Source organism: Shewanella sp. VK101 (assembly GCF_056497865.1).
Genome location: NZ_CM151402.1, coordinates 1,656,952 through 1,673,343, shown reverse-complemented (window position 1 = coordinate 1,673,343; position 16,392 = coordinate 1,656,952). Strand labels below are relative to the sequence as shown.

At 52.7% G+C, this 16,392-nt stretch carries 20 protein-coding genes; 9 read left to right on the top strand and 11 right to left on the bottom strand.

Annotated features, from left to right (window positions below):
* Positions 1-12: 12 nt before the first annotated feature.
* From iscU to trmJ, 5 genes are all read right to left on the bottom strand, one after another.
* Positions 13-396, bottom strand: a complete 384-nt coding sequence (iscU, locus tag ACSHSR_RS07575; protein WP_025011491.1) for a Fe-S cluster assembly scaffold IscU — start codon at positions 394-396, stop codon at positions 13-15.
* A gap of 32 nt (positions 397-428) precedes the next feature.
* Positions 429-1,643, bottom strand: a complete 1,215-nt coding sequence (locus tag ACSHSR_RS07570; protein ID WP_479631385.1) for an IscS subfamily cysteine desulfurase — start codon at positions 1,641-1,643, stop codon at positions 429-431.
* A gap of 81 nt (positions 1,644-1,724) precedes the next feature.
* A complete protein-coding gene (gene iscR / locus ACSHSR_RS07565; RefSeq protein WP_025011489.1) occupies positions 1,725-2,186 on the bottom strand; it encodes a Fe-S cluster assembly transcriptional regulator IscR in 462 nt (153 codons plus the stop codon).
* A 198-nt stretch (positions 2,187-2,384) separates the two neighbouring features.
* A complete protein-coding gene (cysE, locus tag ACSHSR_RS07560) occupies positions 2,385-3,206 on the bottom strand; it encodes a serine O-acetyltransferase (protein ID WP_025011488.1) in 822 nt (273 codons plus the stop codon).
* A 14-nt stretch (positions 3,207-3,220) separates the two neighbouring features.
* Positions 3,221-3,949 (bottom strand): tRNA (cytosine(32)/uridine(32)-2'-O)-methyltransferase TrmJ, encoded by a 729-nt coding sequence (gene trmJ / locus ACSHSR_RS07555; RefSeq protein WP_025889458.1) that lies wholly within the window; start codon positions 3,947-3,949, stop codon positions 3,221-3,223.
* 151 nt (positions 3,950-4,100) lie between these two features.
* Here trmJ and suhB point away from each other — a divergent pair, with 151 nt between their 5' ends.
* From suhB to ACSHSR_RS07525, 6 genes are all read left to right on the top strand, one after another.
* Entirely contained in the window at positions 4,101-4,901 is an 801-nt protein-coding gene (gene suhB / locus ACSHSR_RS07550; RefSeq protein ID WP_025011487.1) for an inositol-1-monophosphatase, read from the top strand.
* Between the two features lie 351 nt (positions 4,902-5,252).
* A complete protein-coding gene (locus tag ACSHSR_RS07545) occupies positions 5,253-6,419 on the top strand; it encodes an NnrS family protein (RefSeq protein WP_186297281.1) in 1,167 nt (388 codons plus the stop codon).
* A gap of 85 nt (positions 6,420-6,504) precedes the next feature.
* Positions 6,505-6,909, top strand: a complete 405-nt coding sequence (locus tag ACSHSR_RS07540) for a phosphate-starvation-inducible protein PsiE (RefSeq protein WP_028781034.1) — start codon at positions 6,505-6,507, stop codon at positions 6,907-6,909.
* Between the two features lie 277 nt (positions 6,910-7,186).
* A complete protein-coding gene (locus tag ACSHSR_RS07535) occupies positions 7,187-7,489 on the top strand; it encodes a PilZ domain-containing protein (protein WP_054745529.1) in 303 nt (100 codons plus the stop codon).
* Positions 7,490-7,561: 72 nt separating this feature from the next.
* Complete coding sequence (locus ACSHSR_RS07530) at positions 7,562-8,230, top strand: AAA family ATPase (RefSeq protein WP_025011484.1); 669 nt, start codon at positions 7,562-7,564, stop codon at positions 8,228-8,230.
* Positions 8,217-8,567, top strand: coding sequence for a hypothetical protein (locus ACSHSR_RS07525; RefSeq protein ID WP_025011483.1), 351 nt, complete (start codon positions 8,217-8,219; stop codon positions 8,565-8,567). The genes ACSHSR_RS07530 and ACSHSR_RS07525 overlap by 14 nt, the downstream gene beginning before the upstream one ends.
* Here ACSHSR_RS07525 and ACSHSR_RS07520 read toward each other — a convergent pair.
* Entirely contained in the window at positions 8,561-8,803 is a 243-nt protein-coding gene (locus tag ACSHSR_RS07520; RefSeq protein ID WP_025011482.1) for a YecH family metal-binding protein, read from the bottom strand. The genes ACSHSR_RS07525 and ACSHSR_RS07520 overlap by 7 nt on opposite strands.
* A 121-nt stretch (positions 8,804-8,924) precedes the next feature.
* Between ACSHSR_RS07520 and ACSHSR_RS07515 the strand changes: the two genes are divergently transcribed.
* The 3 genes from ACSHSR_RS07515 to ACSHSR_RS07505 all read left to right on the top strand — a co-directional run bounded on the left by ACSHSR_RS07515 (position 8,925) and on the right by ACSHSR_RS07505 (position 12,885).
* A complete protein-coding gene (locus ACSHSR_RS07515; protein ID WP_044734795.1) occupies positions 8,925-10,601 on the top strand; it encodes a sensor histidine kinase in 1,677 nt (558 codons plus the stop codon).
* Complete coding sequence (gene btsR, locus ACSHSR_RS07510) at positions 10,598-11,308, top strand: two-component system response regulator BtsR (RefSeq protein WP_413733949.1); 711 nt, start codon at positions 10,598-10,600, stop codon at positions 11,306-11,308. The genes ACSHSR_RS07515 and btsR overlap by 4 nt, the downstream gene beginning before the upstream one ends.
* 134 nt (positions 11,309-11,442) lie before the next feature.
* Positions 11,443-12,885 (top strand): carbon starvation CstA family protein, encoded by a 1,443-nt coding sequence (locus ACSHSR_RS07505; protein ID WP_044734796.1) that lies wholly within the window; start codon positions 11,443-11,445, stop codon positions 12,883-12,885.
* Positions 12,886-12,967: 82 nt separating this feature from the next.
* Here the strand turns inward: ACSHSR_RS07505 and ACSHSR_RS07500 are convergent, their stop codons facing one another.
* The 5 genes from ACSHSR_RS07500 to secF form a co-directional block, all read right to left on the bottom strand.
* Entirely contained in the window at positions 12,968-13,516 is a 549-nt protein-coding gene (locus ACSHSR_RS07500; protein ID WP_025889452.1) for a YaeQ family protein, read from the bottom strand.
* A gap of 55 nt (positions 13,517-13,571) precedes the next feature.
* Complete coding sequence (locus ACSHSR_RS07495) at positions 13,572-14,483, bottom strand: precorrin-2 dehydrogenase/sirohydrochlorin ferrochelatase family protein (protein WP_208138889.1); 912 nt, start codon at positions 14,481-14,483, stop codon at positions 13,572-13,574.
* Positions 14,483-14,842, bottom strand: coding sequence for a rhodanese-like domain-containing protein (locus ACSHSR_RS07490; RefSeq protein ID WP_418070238.1), 360 nt, complete (start codon positions 14,840-14,842; stop codon positions 14,483-14,485). Before ACSHSR_RS07490 ends, ACSHSR_RS07495 begins: the two co-directional genes overlap by 1 nt.
* A 30-nt stretch (positions 14,843-14,872) precedes the next feature.
* Entirely contained in the window at positions 14,873-15,190 is a 318-nt protein-coding gene (locus tag ACSHSR_RS07485) for a putative signal transducing protein (RefSeq protein WP_025889448.1), read from the bottom strand.
* 249 nt (positions 15,191-15,439) lie between these two features.
* Positions 15,440-16,387 carry a protein translocase subunit SecF gene (secF, locus tag ACSHSR_RS07480; RefSeq protein WP_028781039.1) on the bottom strand — a complete coding sequence of 316 codons (948 nt, stop codon included), beginning with the start codon at positions 16,385-16,387 and terminating at the stop codon, positions 15,440-15,442.
* Positions 16,388-16,392: the final 5 nt, after the last annotated feature.

Sequence of the window (16,392 nt, the reverse complement as noted above, 5' to 3'; positions counted from 1 at the left end):
TAACTCCTGGCGTTATTTAGCTTGCTTGGACTTGTACTCTTCCAGAGCCGCCTTGATGGCGTCTTCGGCCAGAATAGAACAGTGGATCTTCACAGGTGGCAGAGCCAGCTCTTCTGCAATATCCGTGTTCTTGATGGCAGCCGCTTCCTCGATGGACTTACCTTTAACCCATTCGGTCACCAAAGAGCTTGATGCGATGGCGCTGCCACAGCCGTAAGTCTTGAAGCGAGCATCTTCAATGATGCCCTGGTCGTCAATCTTGAGCTGCAGTTTCATCACGTCACCACAGGCAGGCGCACCCACCATGCCGGTCACTACGGAGGGGTCGTTCTTGTCGAAAGAACCTACGTTACGCGGGTTCTCGTAATGATCTATCACTTTTTCACTGTAAGCCATGATACTGCTCCAAATTCATCTATCCGCGGGGATCAGTGGTGTGCCCACTGCACCTGGTTGAGGTCCACACCATCTTTGAACATTTCCCAAAGTGGTGACATTTCTCTCAGTTTGCCAATAGAGTTTTTAATGGTTTCGATTGCGTAGTCGATCTCTTCCTCGGAAGTGAAACGACCGATGGAGAAACGGATTGAGCTGTGCGCCATCTCGTCGTTCAGCCCCAGAGCACGCAGCACATAGCTGGGCTCCAGACTGGCAGAAGTACAGGCCGAGCCGGAAGATACGGCCAAGTCCTTGAGCGCCATCATCAGTGACTCGCCTTCCACATAGTTAAAGCTGACGTTCAAGCTGCCGCAGGCACGTTGCTTCATATCGCCATTGAGATAGGTTTCTTCGATATCTTTGATACCGTTCCACAGCTTGTCGCGCAGATAGCGAATACGTTCGTTATCTTTTTCCATATCGGCTTTGGCAATGGCTGCCGCTTCGCCCATACCCACAATTTGGTGAGTCGCCAGGGTGCCGCTGCGCATACCACGCTCATGACCACCACCGTGCATCTGGGCTTCCAGACGAATACGAGGCTTACGGCGCACATACAGGGCACCTATGCCTTTGGGGCCATACATCTTGTGCCCCGAGATAGACATGAGGTCTACTTTGGTCTTTTGAATATCGATAGGCAGCTTACCGGCACTCTGGGCAGCATCCACATGGAAGATGATGCCTTTGCTGCGACACAGTTCGCCGATGGCATCAATATCGTGGATCACGCCAATCTCGTTGTTGACATGCATGATGCTGACAAGAATGGTGTCGTCGCGCATGGCCGCTTCCAGGCGCTCCATGGGAATAATACCGTTGGCTGCAGGTTCCAGGTAAGTGACCTCGAAACCTTCACGTTCCAGCTGACGGCAGGTATCCAGTACTGCCTTATGCTCTGTCTTGCTGGTGATGATGTGCTTACCCTTCTTCTGGTAGAAGTGGGCAACACCTTTGATAGCCAGGTTGTCAGATTCAGTGGCGCCGGAAGTGAACACGATTTCACGGGGATCGGCATTGATCAGCTCCGCGACCTGGTTGCGGGCAATATCCACTGCTTCTTCGGCCTGCCAGCCGTAGCGGTGTGAACGGGATGCGGGGTTACCGAATACACCGTCCATTGTCATGTACTGTACCATTTTGTCTGCAACCCGGGGGTCTACAGGCGTTGTTGCGGCATAATCCAAATAGATAGGAAGCTTCATTACACACTCCGTACTTCGCAGTCTCGGCCGAGGCTACATACAACGTACATTATTCGTTTTTATATCCACCAGAGGATCAGCTCAAGCGCTGACTCTCTGCTCCTGCTGCATCTTATCTTGCTTTACCGAGATGAACTGTACATCCCGTTTCTGCATCAGTGCAGCAAGGCTGATGCCATTTAAAAAGTCAGAAATCTGTTTGCTCAGGTCACCCCAGAGCGAATGCGTCAGACAGCGGGTGCCACTCTGGCAATTCCCCTGTCCCTGACAACGGGTGGCATCGACAGATTCATCTACCGCATGTACCACCATGCCCACCGAGATATCATTGGCTTCCAGTCCGAGGCGGTAACCACCACCGGGACCGCGCACACTGGCGACCAAGCCTTGTTTTCTCAGTTTGGCAAAGAGTTGTTCTAGGTAAGAAAGGGAAATCCCCTGGCGCTCGGAAATATCTGCCAGCGGTACCGGCCCCTGCGCCGAATGTATGGCCACGTCCAGCATGGCTGTCACTGCGTAGCGACCCTTAGATGTAAGTTTCATAAAACGACCACGGCTCCCAAACAGGTATGTGGGAATTTCAACATACCCGAGCAATTTAGTCAAGTATAAATCCTACTTGTTTACTCGGGTATTAGTGGTTCATAAATCAGGTTGAATACCCTGTCTGCTTGGTGGGGTATTTAACCTTTTTCGCCGCGATTATTCAATGGCAAAAGCCCACAAAATAGCCATTAAGTATCAGATTATGGGATCAAACTCATCCATTGCCTGCTGGCGCTTTTCCGCCGCAGCGGTTTCGGCCTCGCTGAACTCGCCCACATCCAACTCAGGCAGGCGCTCGGTGCAAACACTGCCACCCATTTTCTGAACCGCCTGACAGACTTCCTGTACTTTGGAGTCCATCAGATGCATATGGTCCAGCATCTGGCCTATGGCATTGGCAACAGGGTCGGGGTTGTCGGGTGACACGGCGTAGGCGTCAAAACCATATTTCTTGGCCATGGCGCTGCGACGCTCGCTGGTTTCTTTGGACTGAGCCGACGCCACTGTGACAGCCCGGCCAGGAATACCCACAACAGTAGTGTCCTTGGGCACGTCTTTGACCACCACAGAGTTGGAACCAACCCGGGCACCATCATGCATGGTAATGGGGCCCAGCACCTTGGCCCCCGCTCCTATGACCACGTTATTGCCAAGGGTTGGATGACGTTTACCGGCTTGCCAGGTGGTGCCTCCCAAGGTCACTCCGTGATAAAGGGTACAATCATCGCCAATCTCGGCGGTTTCCCCTATAACAACTCCCATGCCGTGGTCGATGAAGAAGCGCCGACCTATGGTTGCGCCCGGGTGTATTTCCACCCCGGTAAGCCAACGGGAAAAGGTGGACAAACAACGCGCCAGAAAACACCAATTTGCCTTCCACAGCTTATGACTGATGCGGTGCAGCCAAATGGCCTGCATACCCGGGTAATTGAGCAATATTTCCAGCGCACCGCGCGCCGCAGGATCCCTATGGTAAATGGACCCTATGTCCTCTTTCAGTCTGGCTATCACACCCATCTTGATTCCTCGGATTACTCTTCTTTGCTGTCGACCTTTTTCTCTACCGATGTCAGGATCCCGCGTAGTATGTTCATCTCCTGCGTTTCGATTCTGGCACGGGTGAACAGGCGCCGCAGCTTGATCATCACCTGTCCCGGATGATTCTTGATAATAAAGCCGGTTTTTTGCAGTGTCCGTTCCAGATGTTCAAAGAAACGCTCATGATCTTCACTGCTGGGATACTCAACCAGCTCCTGCTCGGCTTGTTGATGCTTCTCCAGCCAGGCCACCCGGGTTTCATAACAGATAAGCTGCACCGCCTGAGCCAGGTTGAGTGAGCTGTATTCCGGGTTGGCGGGGATACACACATGATAGTGGCATTTCTGCAACTCTTCGTTGCTCAGGCCATGGCTTTCACGGCCAAAGACAATGGCGACCGGGCCCTGACTGCTCTCAAGCGCCAATTTACTGCCCGCTTCACGGGGTTCGAGCACGGGCCAGTCGAGAGTGCGGCTGCGGGCACTGGTGGCAATCACCAAGCTGCAGTCTTTAATCGCCTCTTCCAGGCTATCGACCTTGACCAGATGTTTGAGAATATCGGAGGCACCGGCGGCAAGCGCAATGGACTGGCCATCTGGCTCAACTTTGGGCTCCGCCAGATAAAGGTTGGATAATCCCATTGTTTTCATGGCCCTGGCCACAGAACCTATATTTCCGGGATGCGTGGTACCTACCAGGACGACACGAATATTGGAGAGCATGGAACAACTTCAAAAATAAAAAAATCAGGAGGCGGATGGTACCACAGGCACATTTTTTTGCTTATAGAAAAATCGCCATTTGATATAACTGACAACTAGGGTATAATCTGCGCCGAATTTTTGTCCGTTCTTTAACATCCAGGGGATTGCAATGCATCCGATGCTGACTATTGCCGTGCGCGCTGCTCGCGCTGCGGGCCAAACTATTATGCGTGCCTACACCGAACTCGACCGTATTGAAGTCGATGCCAAAGGTGTCAACGATTTTGTGACCAGTGTAGACAAGGAAGCAGAAGCAGCAATTATCTATCAGATCCGCAAGTCCTATCCTGACCACAGCATAGTGGGTGAGGAAAATGGCGAAAACCGCGGCACCAACCAAGATTATCTGTGGATTGTTGATCCTCTGGACGGCACCAATAACTTTGTTAATGGTGTACCTCACTTCGCCGTTTCCATCGCCATGCAGTACAAAGGCAAGACTGAAGTTGCCGTTGTTTATGATCCTGTTCGCGATGAACTGTTCAGCGCCGTCCGTGGTAAAGGGGCCAAACTGAATGATTTCCGTATCCGTGTAAACAATGTCAGCGATCTGGGCGGTAGTCTGGTTGCCACTGGCTTCCCTTTCAAGGCCCGTCAGCATACTGAAACTTATATGAAGCTGTTTGGCGAGACTTTCTCTCTGTGTGCCGACTTGCGCCGCGCCGGCTCAGCTGCGCTGGATCTGGCCTATGTGGCCGCCGGTCGTGTAGACGCCTTCTTCGAACTGGGCCTCAAGCCTTGGGATATCGCTGCCGGCGATCTGATTGTTCGTGAAGCCGGTGGTACAGTTACCGACTTCAGTGGTGGTCACAACTATTTGCTCTCTGGCAATATCGTTGCCGGTGCGCCTAAAGCCACCAGCCTGCTGGTCAAACGCTTCCGTCCCCTGTTGAGCGATGCTCTGAAGTAAGTTATCAGACAAGTGCTTAAGCAAACATTGCAATAGGCTGCTAAGTGCTGAAGTCTGTTGGTAAAAACCGCCTCATGGCGGTTTTTTTACGCCTGAACGCCAAGAAGATAGAGCGGACTTCAATCCGTTCGAGTAAATCAGATTGAATCAAACAGGATTAAATCAATAAGGCTCTGGCCGAGCCAAGCCGGAATAACCAAGGATGGGGATCGTCCCTCAGTCTCTCATACAGATAACTCTTTGGATATATTTACATGTATTTATATTGCACCTTAAAATGCCCGAGTACTTTGTTTGGGTATTTAAGGCAAGACTATGAGCAAATCCGGCACTCGCAACACCCGGGGCGGCATCCTCAACATCGATGAACCGGCCAACAAGCAGTTTCCGCTGGCGCTCTTCCGTTTGGGCTTCAGACCTTTTTTTCTCGGCGCCAGCCTGTTCGGCTTGTTATCACTCTTACTTTGGGGAGCGTTACTCAGTGGTCAAGTACCACTGACGCCCCACGCCAACCCTCTGTGGTGGCATGGTCACGAAATGCTGTTCGGCTTCACAGGCGCTGTTATCGCGGGCTTTTTGTTAACAGCAGTTCAAAACTGGACAGGGGTTCCAGGTATAAGAGGCTGGCCATTGCTGCTGCTCTGGTGTCTATGGCTGGCTCCCAGACTACTCTTGCTCGATGCCGGCATAGCCCCTTTTACTTTGGTCATGCTGCTGGATCTGGCCTTCTTCCCAGTCACGGCGCTGTTGCTCGGTTTAGCCGTTATTCGGGTCAAACAGTGGCGCAACCTGGTGTTTGTGCCTCTGCTGCTATTGCTCTTCGGTGCCAACCTCCTCTCTTATCTCGGCCTTGAACAGCCCGGATTGGCACAAAAAGCACTGCAAGCCGCGGCGCTGCTGGTCGTTCTCCTGGTGGCCCTGCTGGGTGGCAGGGTGATCCCCTTCTTTACCGAGCGCGCCACCGACTTTAACCGCAAGGCGCCAAACCCTTTACTCGAAGCGCTCAGCTTCGCCTCCTTACCCCTGATGCTTATCAGTCTATTTTTACCCTACCCTTGGCTAACACAAGCATTGGCCTTGCTGGCAGGTGTCTCATTGCTACTGCGCTGGGCGCGTTGGGGCTGGCGCGCCAGTCTCAAGGTACCACTGCTGTGGTCACTGCATTTAAGTTATTTGTTTATTCCGCTCGGACTGTTGATTATCGGTGTCAGTGGCCAGATGATGTTGGGGTTTCATGCCCTGACCGTTGGCGGTATGGGCGGAATGATCCTGGCTATGATGGCGAGGGTATCTTTGGGGCATTCCGGCAGACCGCTGCAGATTGCCTGGCCCATGATACCCGCCTTTAGCTTGATATTACTGGCTGCAATATTGCGGGTTACGGCAGCTATTGTGCCCCAGGTAAGCCAAATCTTGCTGATGGGCGCGATTATCTGCTGGCTGATGGCATTTGCCACTTTTGTTTTGCTTTACGCACCAATCCTTTGCCGAGCGAGGCTGGATGGCCGCCCCGGTTAAAGGTTCTGTGAAAGCTATCACACAGATTTCGCGGCAGGCAGAAAATTTGCTGATACTATTTAGGAAATGATTTCAGGGAGTTTTCATGGAACTGTATCGCAAATACGGCTCTAAGAGCCTTAAAGCCGTCGAACATCTGGTGTTGATTGTTATTGCCATTGCCACAGTCGTCGCCATTGGCCAGGAGATAGTGCATATCTTCAAAATGGGGGCTGTGGCCCTTGCCGATCTGCTGTTGCTGTTTATCTATCTGGAAGTGTTGGCAATGGTGGCCAATTATGCCGAGTCCGGCAAGTTGCCTGTACGTATGCCACTCTATATCGCGATTGTAGCTTTGGCCCGTTACTTAATTTTGGATATGAAGTCGATGGAGGATTGGCGCATAGTCGCCATTTCAATCTCGACCCTGGTACTGGCGGCAACCGTGATAGTGATCCGCTGGGGGCAGTTGAAGATGCCCTACCCCAAGAATCAAGAGTATGACAACTGAATTCGATGAGCCCGGCAAACGCCGGGTTCTTTTTTATCGGCTAGAGATAACCGGCCGCAGTTACCGACAAATCTATGCTATTTTTAAAACACTTATACCATTGCACATGAGAGTTGACTCACTCAGCAAGAATAAAAGCTGTGGTGGCAAATAGGGCAAGAAAGGTTTATCAGGGTAGTTCGACCTTGGCCTTGGATGCATACACGGCAACGAGTGACTCTAACTTCGATAATGCATGGGAAACTGCCGACTATCCATTGAATTAAAGGGGACCGACATGGATGAAAATCTGGATGACTTTATCGAAAGACGCAGGTCACTGCGGGTCGATCTGGAGGCGGAGCGGATCAGGCTTCATTGGTTGGATAAAGCGGGCAATGAGCACAATGACGATGGTGTCTGTATCGATCTGTCCAGACGGGGAATTTTGTTTGAATACAGTCAGCCTTTTGCCTTGGGAGAACTGGTATCCGTGACCTTCCATGCCGGAACCGATGCCCAAAACACTGTAAAAGGACAGGTGTGCCGTTGCAGCGAGAGTCATCCTAAGAGTTTTCACATCGCTATGCAACTTATCTAGACTCCGACGCAGTATCCGGGGTGTTCTATACTTTAATTCAACATAAGTACCGAGGACACGGGGAGAAAATTCATGATACTGCTCGTAGGTGGGGAGAAAGGTGGTAGTGGCAAGAGCTGCCTGGCCCAGAATTTGGCTGTACACATTACCCAGAAATATCAGGCCAATGTACTGATGGTCGACTGTGACCCACAGCGCACCACATCCGACTGGATCCAGGCCCGTAACAATGACCCTTCCCTGCCGGCCATCAACTGTATTCAGCTCTACGGCAAGATCCGCAACGATCTCCTGAGTCTCGATGAACGTTTCGACTATGTGATAGTCGACTGTGGCGGTCAGGACAACCTGGCAATGCGCGCCGCCATGTCGGTTGCCAGCTATGTGGTGATCCCCTTGAGGCCCAAGCGGCGCGATTTGAAAACCTTGCCCCATATGGAAGATATGCTCAGCACCTGTAAGATGGTCAATCCCAAGATGGTGGCGACAATTGTACTGACCCAATGCCCGGCCCTGCCCTCACAGTTCAAACGCATTCTTGAAGCCAAGGATGTGGTCAACTCATTCGGTCTCAGGGTGCTGGATTCAGTGACCTTCAGCCGTAACATTTATGATGACAGCGAAGAAAAAGGCTCCTCGGTCATCGAAATTGAGCCCGATGGAAAAGCCGCCGAGGAAATTCGCAATATCGCCGACGAGCTGTTAGCCATTCCGCCGGAAAACTCTTATGAGCTTAACTGATCTCAAACGCCAAAAGATCAAACCCAAGGCAAAGAAGGTCTCTGTCGAGGATTTTATCGAAGATGCCAACAACTATGCCCATGGGAAACCCAGCCGCTTAACCGGGATAGCGGCCGCCAAATCCCAAACGGGTCTGGATAAAAAATCCACCCGTCTCTATCGCCATGCCACTTTTACCTTGACCGAAGCCAGCATCAGCCAGCTGGACAGCATCGCCCGTAAGACAGGTATTGCCAAATCCAGGCTACTGCGGATCTTCATTCGCGACTTTCATAACCTGAGCGATAAAGCCCAGGCCGAAATGATCGCCCGAGATGAGGCAGGCGAAACTCAGTGACGGCAAATTTTGCTCTCAAGGGTGCGCAGCCCCTGAGGTGATTCGATAAATTTGCCCTTGGCGGCCAGGAAGTTGAGCAAGGCGTCGGCATCCATTCCCTCTGCGCTGCAGGTATGATAACGGGCGTCTTTACCGAAACGCTCCTGCATCAGTGCCTTGAGATTGTTCCTCTGAATGGGAGCGGTTTGTTCCAGCAACAACTGCAGCACCTGATGGCCATGTACCGAAGAATTCATGTATCCTCCACAAAATAATGAGTCGCTGCCGATTTTTAACGGATTTTGCTGCAGCATTCCCTGATTTTGCGCAACTTGTTTGTCATTATGGCGGCGGTTTGCTTGCGCAAGAGGAGTTTTCATGTCCCTTATTCTATTGCTGACACAACAGATGAGCCTGTATTTGGTGATTGTTTATCTGGTCAGCAAGACCCCTTTGTTCAAGCTGTTTACCGAGGCATCGACCCGGCTGCCCCATAAGATCTTTCTCTATCTGGTATTTTCCGGCTTTTGCATCATGGCCACTTACTTTGGTGAGCAGACCCATGGTGCCATCGCAAATACCCGCGCCATGGGCGCCGTACTCGGTGGCCTGCTCGGCGGCCCGACAACAGGTTTGCTGGTCGGCCTGACAGGAGGTTTACACAGGTATAGCTTGGGTGGTTTTACCGATCTGGCCTGCGCGGTTTCCACCACCCTGGAAGGTTTATCCGCCGGGATGATCAGCTATTATCTGCGCCGTCAGGGCAAGGCCGAGTTGGTATTCAATCCCATTCTGGTGTGTCTTATCACCTTTTATGCCGAGATGATGCAGATGAGCATTATCCTGCTACTGGCAGAGCCTTTTGATGAAGCCTGGGATTTGGTGCGTCAAATAGCCCCGCCCATGTTGCTGGTCAACTCCATAGGCGCAGCCCTGTTTATGAGCATGGTGCGGGACCAAAAAACCATGTTCGATAAACTCTCGTCCAGTTTCTCTACCAAGGCGCTGAAAATCGCCGAGCGCAGTGTGGGCCTCTTGAGCTCCGGCTTCAACGAGGAAACCAGCACCCAGGTTGCCAAGATAGTCATAGAGGAAACCAGTGTCGGCGCCGTGGCCATCACAGACAGGGAAAAACTCTTGGCCTTTATCGGCATAGGAGCCGATCACCACTTGCCCGGCACTCTGATATCGTCCCAAATAACCCTGGATGCCATACAGCAGAATAAGGTGATGTTTGCCGACGGAGTAGAGGTTCCCTATGCCTGCTCCATCTCCCCCGGTTGTAAATTAGGCTCCAGTTTGGTGATCCCGCTTCGCAGCGACAACGAGGTCATAGGGACCATTAAACTGTATGAACCCAAGAACAAGCTGTTTCTCAATATCAACCGTACTCTGGGGGAAGGTATCGCCCGCCTGCTGTCGAATCAGATTCTCTACGGCCGTTTCGAGCAGCAGCAAAACCTGCTGACCCAGGCCGAGCTCAAACTGTTGCAAGCTCAGGTCAACCCGCATTTCCTGTTCAACGCGCTCAATACCATAGGGGCTATCATTCGTCGCGATCCGCCCATGGCCAGAACCTTGCTGCAACAGCTGAGTCAGTTTTTACGGATTAACCTCAAGCGTACTGCCGGCCTGGTGACCCTGGGAGATGAGCTTGAGCATATCGAAGCCTATCTCACCATAGAAAAAGCCCGTTTCATTGACAAGCTTGAGGTAGATATTGCCATTCCCGAATCTCTACTGGCGATCAGAGTGCCGGCCTTTACCCTGCAACCCATCATAGAAAACGCGGTCAAACACGGCACTTCGCATCTGATAGACACTGGCCGTATTCAGGTAGAAGGCCGCCGCACCGATGACAGACTCATACTGGAAGTCACGGATAATGCAGGGCTCTATCAACCCGCCGAAGAATCTGACGGCCTGGGGATGAACCTGGTGCACAAAAGAATACAGAATCTCTTCGGCACAGATTACGGTGTCAGTGTCGAATGCCGGCGCGACAGTTACACTAGAGTCAGCATACATTTACCCATAACGGAAACAGCCCTGTGATCACTTGTCTTATTGTCGATGACGAACCTTTTGCCCGAGAAGAGTTGGCAGAGCTGCTGCTTCAGGCCGGCGACATTGAAATTCTCGGCCAATGTGGCAACGCCATAGAGGCCATGCAAGCGATAGCCAAGCTCAAGCCTCAATTGCTGTTCCTGGATATTCAAATGCCAAGGATCAGCGGCATGGAGCTTATCGCCATGCTGGATCCCGACATTATGCCCAGAGTAGTGTTTGTTACCGCCTACGATGAATTTGCCGTCAAGGCCTTCGATAACCATGCCTTCGACTATCTGCTCAAACCCCTGGATGAGAAGCGCCTCAGCCAGACCCTGGATAAGCTTCGCCGGGATCTCAGGCCTCAGTCGCTGTCGGCCATAGCGCCACAACAACTGCAACACCTGCCCTGCTTCAGCGGCAACCGTCTCAAGGTGGTCCCTGTCACCGAGGTGGAGTTTGTCTTCAGCGATCTCGGTGGGGTGCATGTGGCGACCGCCAGGGAGAAGGTTCATACCCAGTTGACACTGAAGCTACTGGAAGAAAAAACCCCGCTGCTCAGATGCCATCGCCAGTATCTGGTGGCGCCCACTGCCATTGCCGAGATAGAACTGCTGGAAACAGGCGCCGAGGTCACCACCCGCAGCGGCGCCAAGATCCCGGTATCGAGACGCTTTCTCAAGCCGCTGAAACAGCTGTTTGGTTACCAGTAAAGCACAAGCTAACAACCGCTCGGCGCCCTAGATAACCGCTCACCCCCGACTTTTGACCGCTGACCCAGTTCCCGCTGGGCCTTGTAACCAAAGTGTTTACAATTGCGTCAACTCAAATCGGGGAGATAACAACTATGATGTGGTTTTTGCTGTGTGTCGGTCTGTTGATCGGCGGCTACTTCATCTACGGTACTTTTGTAGAAAAAATATTCGGGATTAACAATAAAAGACAAACACCCGCCTACGCCCAAACAGATGGTGTCGACTATGTGCCCATGTCCAAGGGCAAAGTCTACCTTATCCAACTGCTGAACATAGCCGGTGTGGGCCCTATTTTCGGCCCTATTCTGGGGGCCCTTTACGGCCCGGCGGCCATGTTGTGGATTGTTATCGGCTGTATCTTTGCCGGTGCCGTGCATGACTACTTCTCCGGCATGCTGTCGGTACGTAACGGCGGTCAGTCAGTGCCTAACCTGGCGGGTAAATACCTTGGCAAAGGTGCCAAGAATTTTATGAACATCTTCGCCATCATACTGCTGTTGTTGGTGGGTGTGGTGTTTATCTCAGCTCCGGCCGGCTTGCTCGGTAAACTCACCGGCGGCAGCGTCGGCCTGTTTGTCGGCATCATCTTTGTTTACTACCTGATTGCCACCATAGTGCCGGTAGACAAAATTATCGGTCGCCTTTATCCCTTCTTCGGCGCCTTGCTGCTGTTCATGTCTGTCGGTTTGACCATAGCCATAGTGCTGTCCAGTGAGCATACTCTGCTGCCGGGCTTTGAAGCCGGTGACTTCCTGCAGAACCTGAATCCGGACAATGCCCCGCTGTGGCCAGCGCTCTTCATCACCATCGCCTGTGGTGCCGTTTCAGGTTTCCATGCAACCCAGTCTCCCTTGATGGCCCGCTGCGTTGAAAATGAATCCAATGGCCGCTTCGTGTTCTACGGTGCCATGATAGGCGAAGGTATCATTGCCCTTATCTGGTGTGCCGTGGCCCTGTCTTTCTTCGACGGCGTCGAAGGGCTTAAAGCCGGTATGGACGGCAACCCTGCCAACGTGGTTTACGGTGCTTCAACCGGTCTTCTCGGTGCTGTCGGTGGTTTTATGGCGGTGCTTGGAGTCATCATTCTGCCTATCACTTCCGGCGATACTGCCTTCCGCTCCGCCAGGCTGATCTTGTCTGAGTACTTCAATATGCCTCAGACAGAGATGCCCAAGCGATTGATGCTGGCAATTCCGCTGTTCGTCATAGGGGCCATACTGACCCAGGTGGACTTCGGTGTAATTTGGCGCTACTTCGGGGTCGCCAACCAGGCAACAGCGGTAATGATGCTGTGGACAGCCTCGGCCTACCTGTTGCGCCACAACAAGCTGCACTGGATCTGTACCATTCCGGCAATGTTTATGACCACGGTAGTGATAAGCTTCCTACTCAACTCCAGTACCCTGGGTGCCGGTCTGCCAATGACAGTATCCACCATCAGCGGCATAGTGGTGACCCTGCTGGTAACCGCCCTGGTGATAATAAAGACCAAAGGCCGTAACGAGGTCGATGAGGTGATCCCTGAAGAGGGTTAAGCTCAGGAAACCTGCATAACCCAAGAGCCGCCCTTTTGAGGCGGCTCTTGTTATTTAAAACAACTCGCAGCAACCGAAACAATCACAGCGCCAAGGGCTTCAACACCTTAGGCTCCACCATCACACTGGCACTGTCGCTGCTCAGGTAAATAATCCCGTCGCTGATATTGCAGCCCAGTTTCATTGAGCGGCTGACCAATTGCGCCATCTCCTTCACCTGCTCTTCGGGTATCTCCCAAACCTTGAGGTTGGCATAACGGTTAAAGGCATGCTGATTCTGTTGCCACCATACAGGCACGCTGCGGCCACCATAGGTAAACAGCTGCACTTCATCGGCGCGGCCGCTGGCCTTGCGCAGCCATTTTTCATCGCTCTGGCCAAACTCGACCCACAAACGAATATCACCGTTTAGCTCGCGATCCCAAAGTTCAGGCTCATCATCGACACACAAGCCCTTGCTGAAGGCCAAACTGTCAGTGGCGTTGAGCGCAAAAGCCAGCAAGCGCACCATCATACGCTCGTCGGTTTCCGACGGATGCTGAGCAATGGTCAGCTGATGATCCTGATAATAATGCCTGTCCATGTCAGCAATACTGAGCTGAACTTTAAAAATACTCGCCTTCAAGGCCATGATAACTTCTCTGTGATAAAGAGGCTGATGCTGCCTCAATAAGGAAATAAAGGGGTTAAATAGCGCCGGGGCGCAAATGTTTGGCGAACGGAAACGCCGCCTTGAGCCTGGCGACTTCGTTTGCGTCGGCCAGACGCAACATCCGCATACCGGCTTGATAGGATGCCAACAGGCCACTGTCTGCCATAGGCGCAGTGCGTGACGCGTCCCGGCGGATAAGCTCCAGCAACTCAGCCGTAGGGGCAGCATCTGTTATCAGGCTGTCTATCCGCTGCAGCATAGGCATCGCGGCCAGCGGCAACAACTGCAGATGACAGTCATCTGCCAACAGCAGTAACTCCCCTTGGGCTTCACCTGAGGCAAAGCTCAACTCGAAATTCTCCCGGGTGCTGGCGTCAAACCTGTCACCATTGAGCTTAAAGAAATGCTCCCAGAAGCGCCGCCTGGCATCCACCGAAGGCAGGCGCTGCTGCACTTCCTCTCTGTGCTCGGCAATAAAATCCAGCAAAGGGCTAAGGCTTGGTGGCAGCAGAGTTTCAAGTTTGGCTCGCAAGTCTCTTGCAAAAACAGGCGCGGCGCCTGCTGTGCTGATAGCCATTACCAGTCGCCCTCTATCGACGATTGAGGGGGTGATAAAATCACACTCGGATGGGGTATCGACCACATTGACCCATACACCAAGCTCGCGCGCCTTGGACGCCAGTGTTTGGTTCAGATGACTGTCGGCTGTAGCCAGATAAACCAGCTCCCGCTCGGCAAGATCCCGCTCCTCCACGCCCCGGCGCGACAGCCAAATTCGGCCACTGGCCGCATAGGCTTCCACCTCGGCGCTCACCTTGGGCGCCACAACGTGAATTTCGGCTTCGGTTCTGGCCAAGAGATCCAGTTTGCGGCTGGCCACTTCACCGGCACCGACCAGCAGCACTCTTATCCGCGATGTATCAACAAAAAGGGGAAAATATTGCATTAATCCTGTACCAAAGGCAGTTCGTGGGCGCACCAGGCTCGATAACCACCGGCAAGCGAGGCCACATTTCGGTATCCCAGCTGTTGCAGGCTCAGTGCTGCCAATAAGGCGCGTTGCCCACCGGCACTATAGAGTAACAGTACGGCCGACTTGTCGGGAAATCGCTTGGCAATATCACGCTCCAGTATGCCTCGGGACAAGTGTTTGGCCAGCGGCAGACGATCTTTGAGCCACTCACGATCTTCACGTACATCGATGAGTTGCCAACCGTCGTCCTGCTGATACTCTTCAATGCTCAGCTCACGAACCTGGCCTCTTGCCTGTTCGACCAAGGCCATAAAATCAAGGCTGTTTGTCATTTGCCACTCTCCGGCTGTGCCAGCGATAACTTAATTATGGCACTCGCTGCGTTCGGCGCTGCACTGCCAACAGAGCTCAAAACTGGCGTCGTTGAATTCATGACATTGCAGACACTGCCACTGGGGTCTATCGGCATTGAGACTGGCCAACTGCGATTGAGCCTGCTCCCGCTGAGATTCCGGGACCCAAAGTTCAACGGTTTGCATATCAACCGGCAACTCTCCCACACCGCCCAGCAGAGCTTCACCACGCAGTTCGACCCTCAATCCTGAGGTCTCAAGCATTCCCTTCCAGGTATGAGCCTGCAGCAGATTACCACCGGCTACCATGACTTTTCGTTCTTCCATGTTTCTTCCTACAACTTTAGGCTCTGCCGCAGCAGAGAAATTAAGGAATGGATCCTGTGGAAGGAGCCGCTGCCCATGCTACTGATAAACGCCTGGACTGTCGAGTGACAGAATTAAGTGAATTTACTTTTTGATAACAAAACCGCAAATCTACACCAAAAACTGATTGGGGAGCCTGACTTCAAAATCGTTTCCAGCTATCCAGACACAAAAAAGCCACCCGCAGGTGGCTTTTTCAACTTGGGTTTATCAGGGCATCAGCGAGGGCTGATCGGCGCCTTCTTTCTCTACTTCCACCGGCATCATATGCTCACGATTGATCCCAAGCTTAATTGCCAGGAAGCTCGCCACATAGATGGAGGAGTAAGTACCCACCAAAATCCCCATCAGCAATGCCGTGGCAAAGCCGTGGATCAGAGTGCCGCCCTTGAGGAACAGCGCAACCACAGTAATAAGCGTGGTTCCGGTGGTGATAATGGTACGGCTCATGGTCTGGGTGATTGAGGTATTCACCACTTCCACAGGTGTTGCCTTACGCATCTTGAGGAAGTTCTCACGGATACGGTCAAACACTACGATAGTATCGTTGAGCGAGTAACCCACCACGGTCAGCAAGCCTGCCAGTACCGTCAGGTCAAACTCCAACTGCAGGAAGGAGAACAAGCCCAGTGTCACTATCACGTCGTGCGCCAGCGCGGCAACCGAGCCCATGGCCAGACGCCACTCGAACCGGAAAGAGACGTAGATAAGAATACAGATAAGCGCAACCAGTACCGCCAGGCCGCCCTGCTCTGCCAATTCCTTACCGACCTGAGGGCCAACAAACTCTACGCTCTTTTGCTGCACAGCCGGGTCTTGTTTGGCTGCAGCGGCGAAGACTTCCTTGACCTGAAGGTCGCTCTTGATGCCTTCTCGCACCTGCAGGCGCACTACCACATCGCGGCTGGAACCGAAGTTCTGTACCACGGCGCCCGAGGTCAGCTCAGTGTCCAAGGCAAGACGCAGCTCGTCCAGGTTAGCGGGTTTACTGAATTCCATGATGACAGAGGTGCCACCGGTGAAATCCAGTCCCCAGTTGATCCCCTTGGTTGCCAGGGAAGCCAGGGAAGCCACTACCAGCACTGCCGACATAATACTGATGGGCAGAGCGTGACGCAGGAAGTTGATAGAGCCTTTAAATGATAAAATCTGCAACATAATCA

Coding starts and splice junctions, on each gene's coding strand:
- iscU (WP_025011491.1), bottom strand. CDS start 396: ATGGCTTACAGTGAAAAAGTGATAGATCATTACGAGAACCCGCGTAAC.
- ACSHSR_RS07570 (WP_479631385.1), bottom strand. CDS start 1,643: ATGAAGCTTCCTATCTATTTGGATTATGCCGCAACAACGCCTGTAGAC.
- iscR (WP_025011489.1), bottom strand. CDS start 2,186: ATGAAACTTACATCTAAGGGTCGCTACGCAGTGACAGCCATGCTGGAC.
- cysE (WP_025011488.1), bottom strand. CDS start 3,206: ATGGGTGTGATAGCCAGACTGAAAGAGGACATAGGGTCCATTTACCAT.
- trmJ (WP_025889458.1), bottom strand. CDS start 3,949: ATGCTCTCCAATATTCGTGTCGTCCTGGTAGGTACCACGCATCCCGGA.
- suhB (WP_025011487.1), top strand. CDS start 4,101: ATGCATCCGATGCTGACTATTGCCGTGCGCGCTGCTCGCGCTGCGGGC.
- ACSHSR_RS07540 (WP_028781034.1), top strand. CDS start 6,505: ATGGAACTGTATCGCAAATACGGCTCTAAGAGCCTTAAAGCCGTCGAA.
- ACSHSR_RS07535 (WP_054745529.1), top strand. CDS start 7,187: ATGGATGAAAATCTGGATGACTTTATCGAAAGACGCAGGTCACTGCGG.
- ACSHSR_RS07530 (WP_025011484.1), top strand. CDS start 7,562: ATGATACTGCTCGTAGGTGGGGAGAAAGGTGGTAGTGGCAAGAGCTGC.
- ACSHSR_RS07525 (WP_025011483.1), top strand. CDS start 8,217: ATGAGCTTAACTGATCTCAAACGCCAAAAGATCAAACCCAAGGCAAAG.
- ACSHSR_RS07520 (WP_025011482.1), bottom strand. CDS start 8,803: ATGAATTCTTCGGTACATGGCCATCAGGTGCTGCAGTTGTTGCTGGAA.
- ACSHSR_RS07515 (WP_044734795.1), top strand. CDS start 8,925: ATGTCCCTTATTCTATTGCTGACACAACAGATGAGCCTGTATTTGGTG.
- ACSHSR_RS07505 (WP_044734796.1), top strand. CDS start 11,443: ATGATGTGGTTTTTGCTGTGTGTCGGTCTGTTGATCGGCGGCTACTTC.
- ACSHSR_RS07500 (WP_025889452.1), bottom strand. CDS start 13,516: ATGGCCTTGAAGGCGAGTATTTTTAAAGTTCAGCTCAGTATTGCTGAC.
- ACSHSR_RS07495 (WP_208138889.1), bottom strand. CDS start 14,483: ATGCAATATTTTCCCCTTTTTGTTGATACATCGCGGATAAGAGTGCTG.
- ACSHSR_RS07490 (WP_418070238.1), bottom strand. CDS start 14,842: ATGACAAACAGCCTTGATTTTATGGCCTTGGTCGAACAGGCAAGAGGC.
- ACSHSR_RS07485 (WP_025889448.1), bottom strand. CDS start 15,190: ATGGAAGAACGAAAAGTCATGGTAGCCGGTGGTAATCTGCTGCAGGCT.
- secF (WP_028781039.1), bottom strand. CDS start 16,387: ATGTTGCAGATTTTATCATTTAAAGGCTCTATCAACTTCCTGCGTCAC.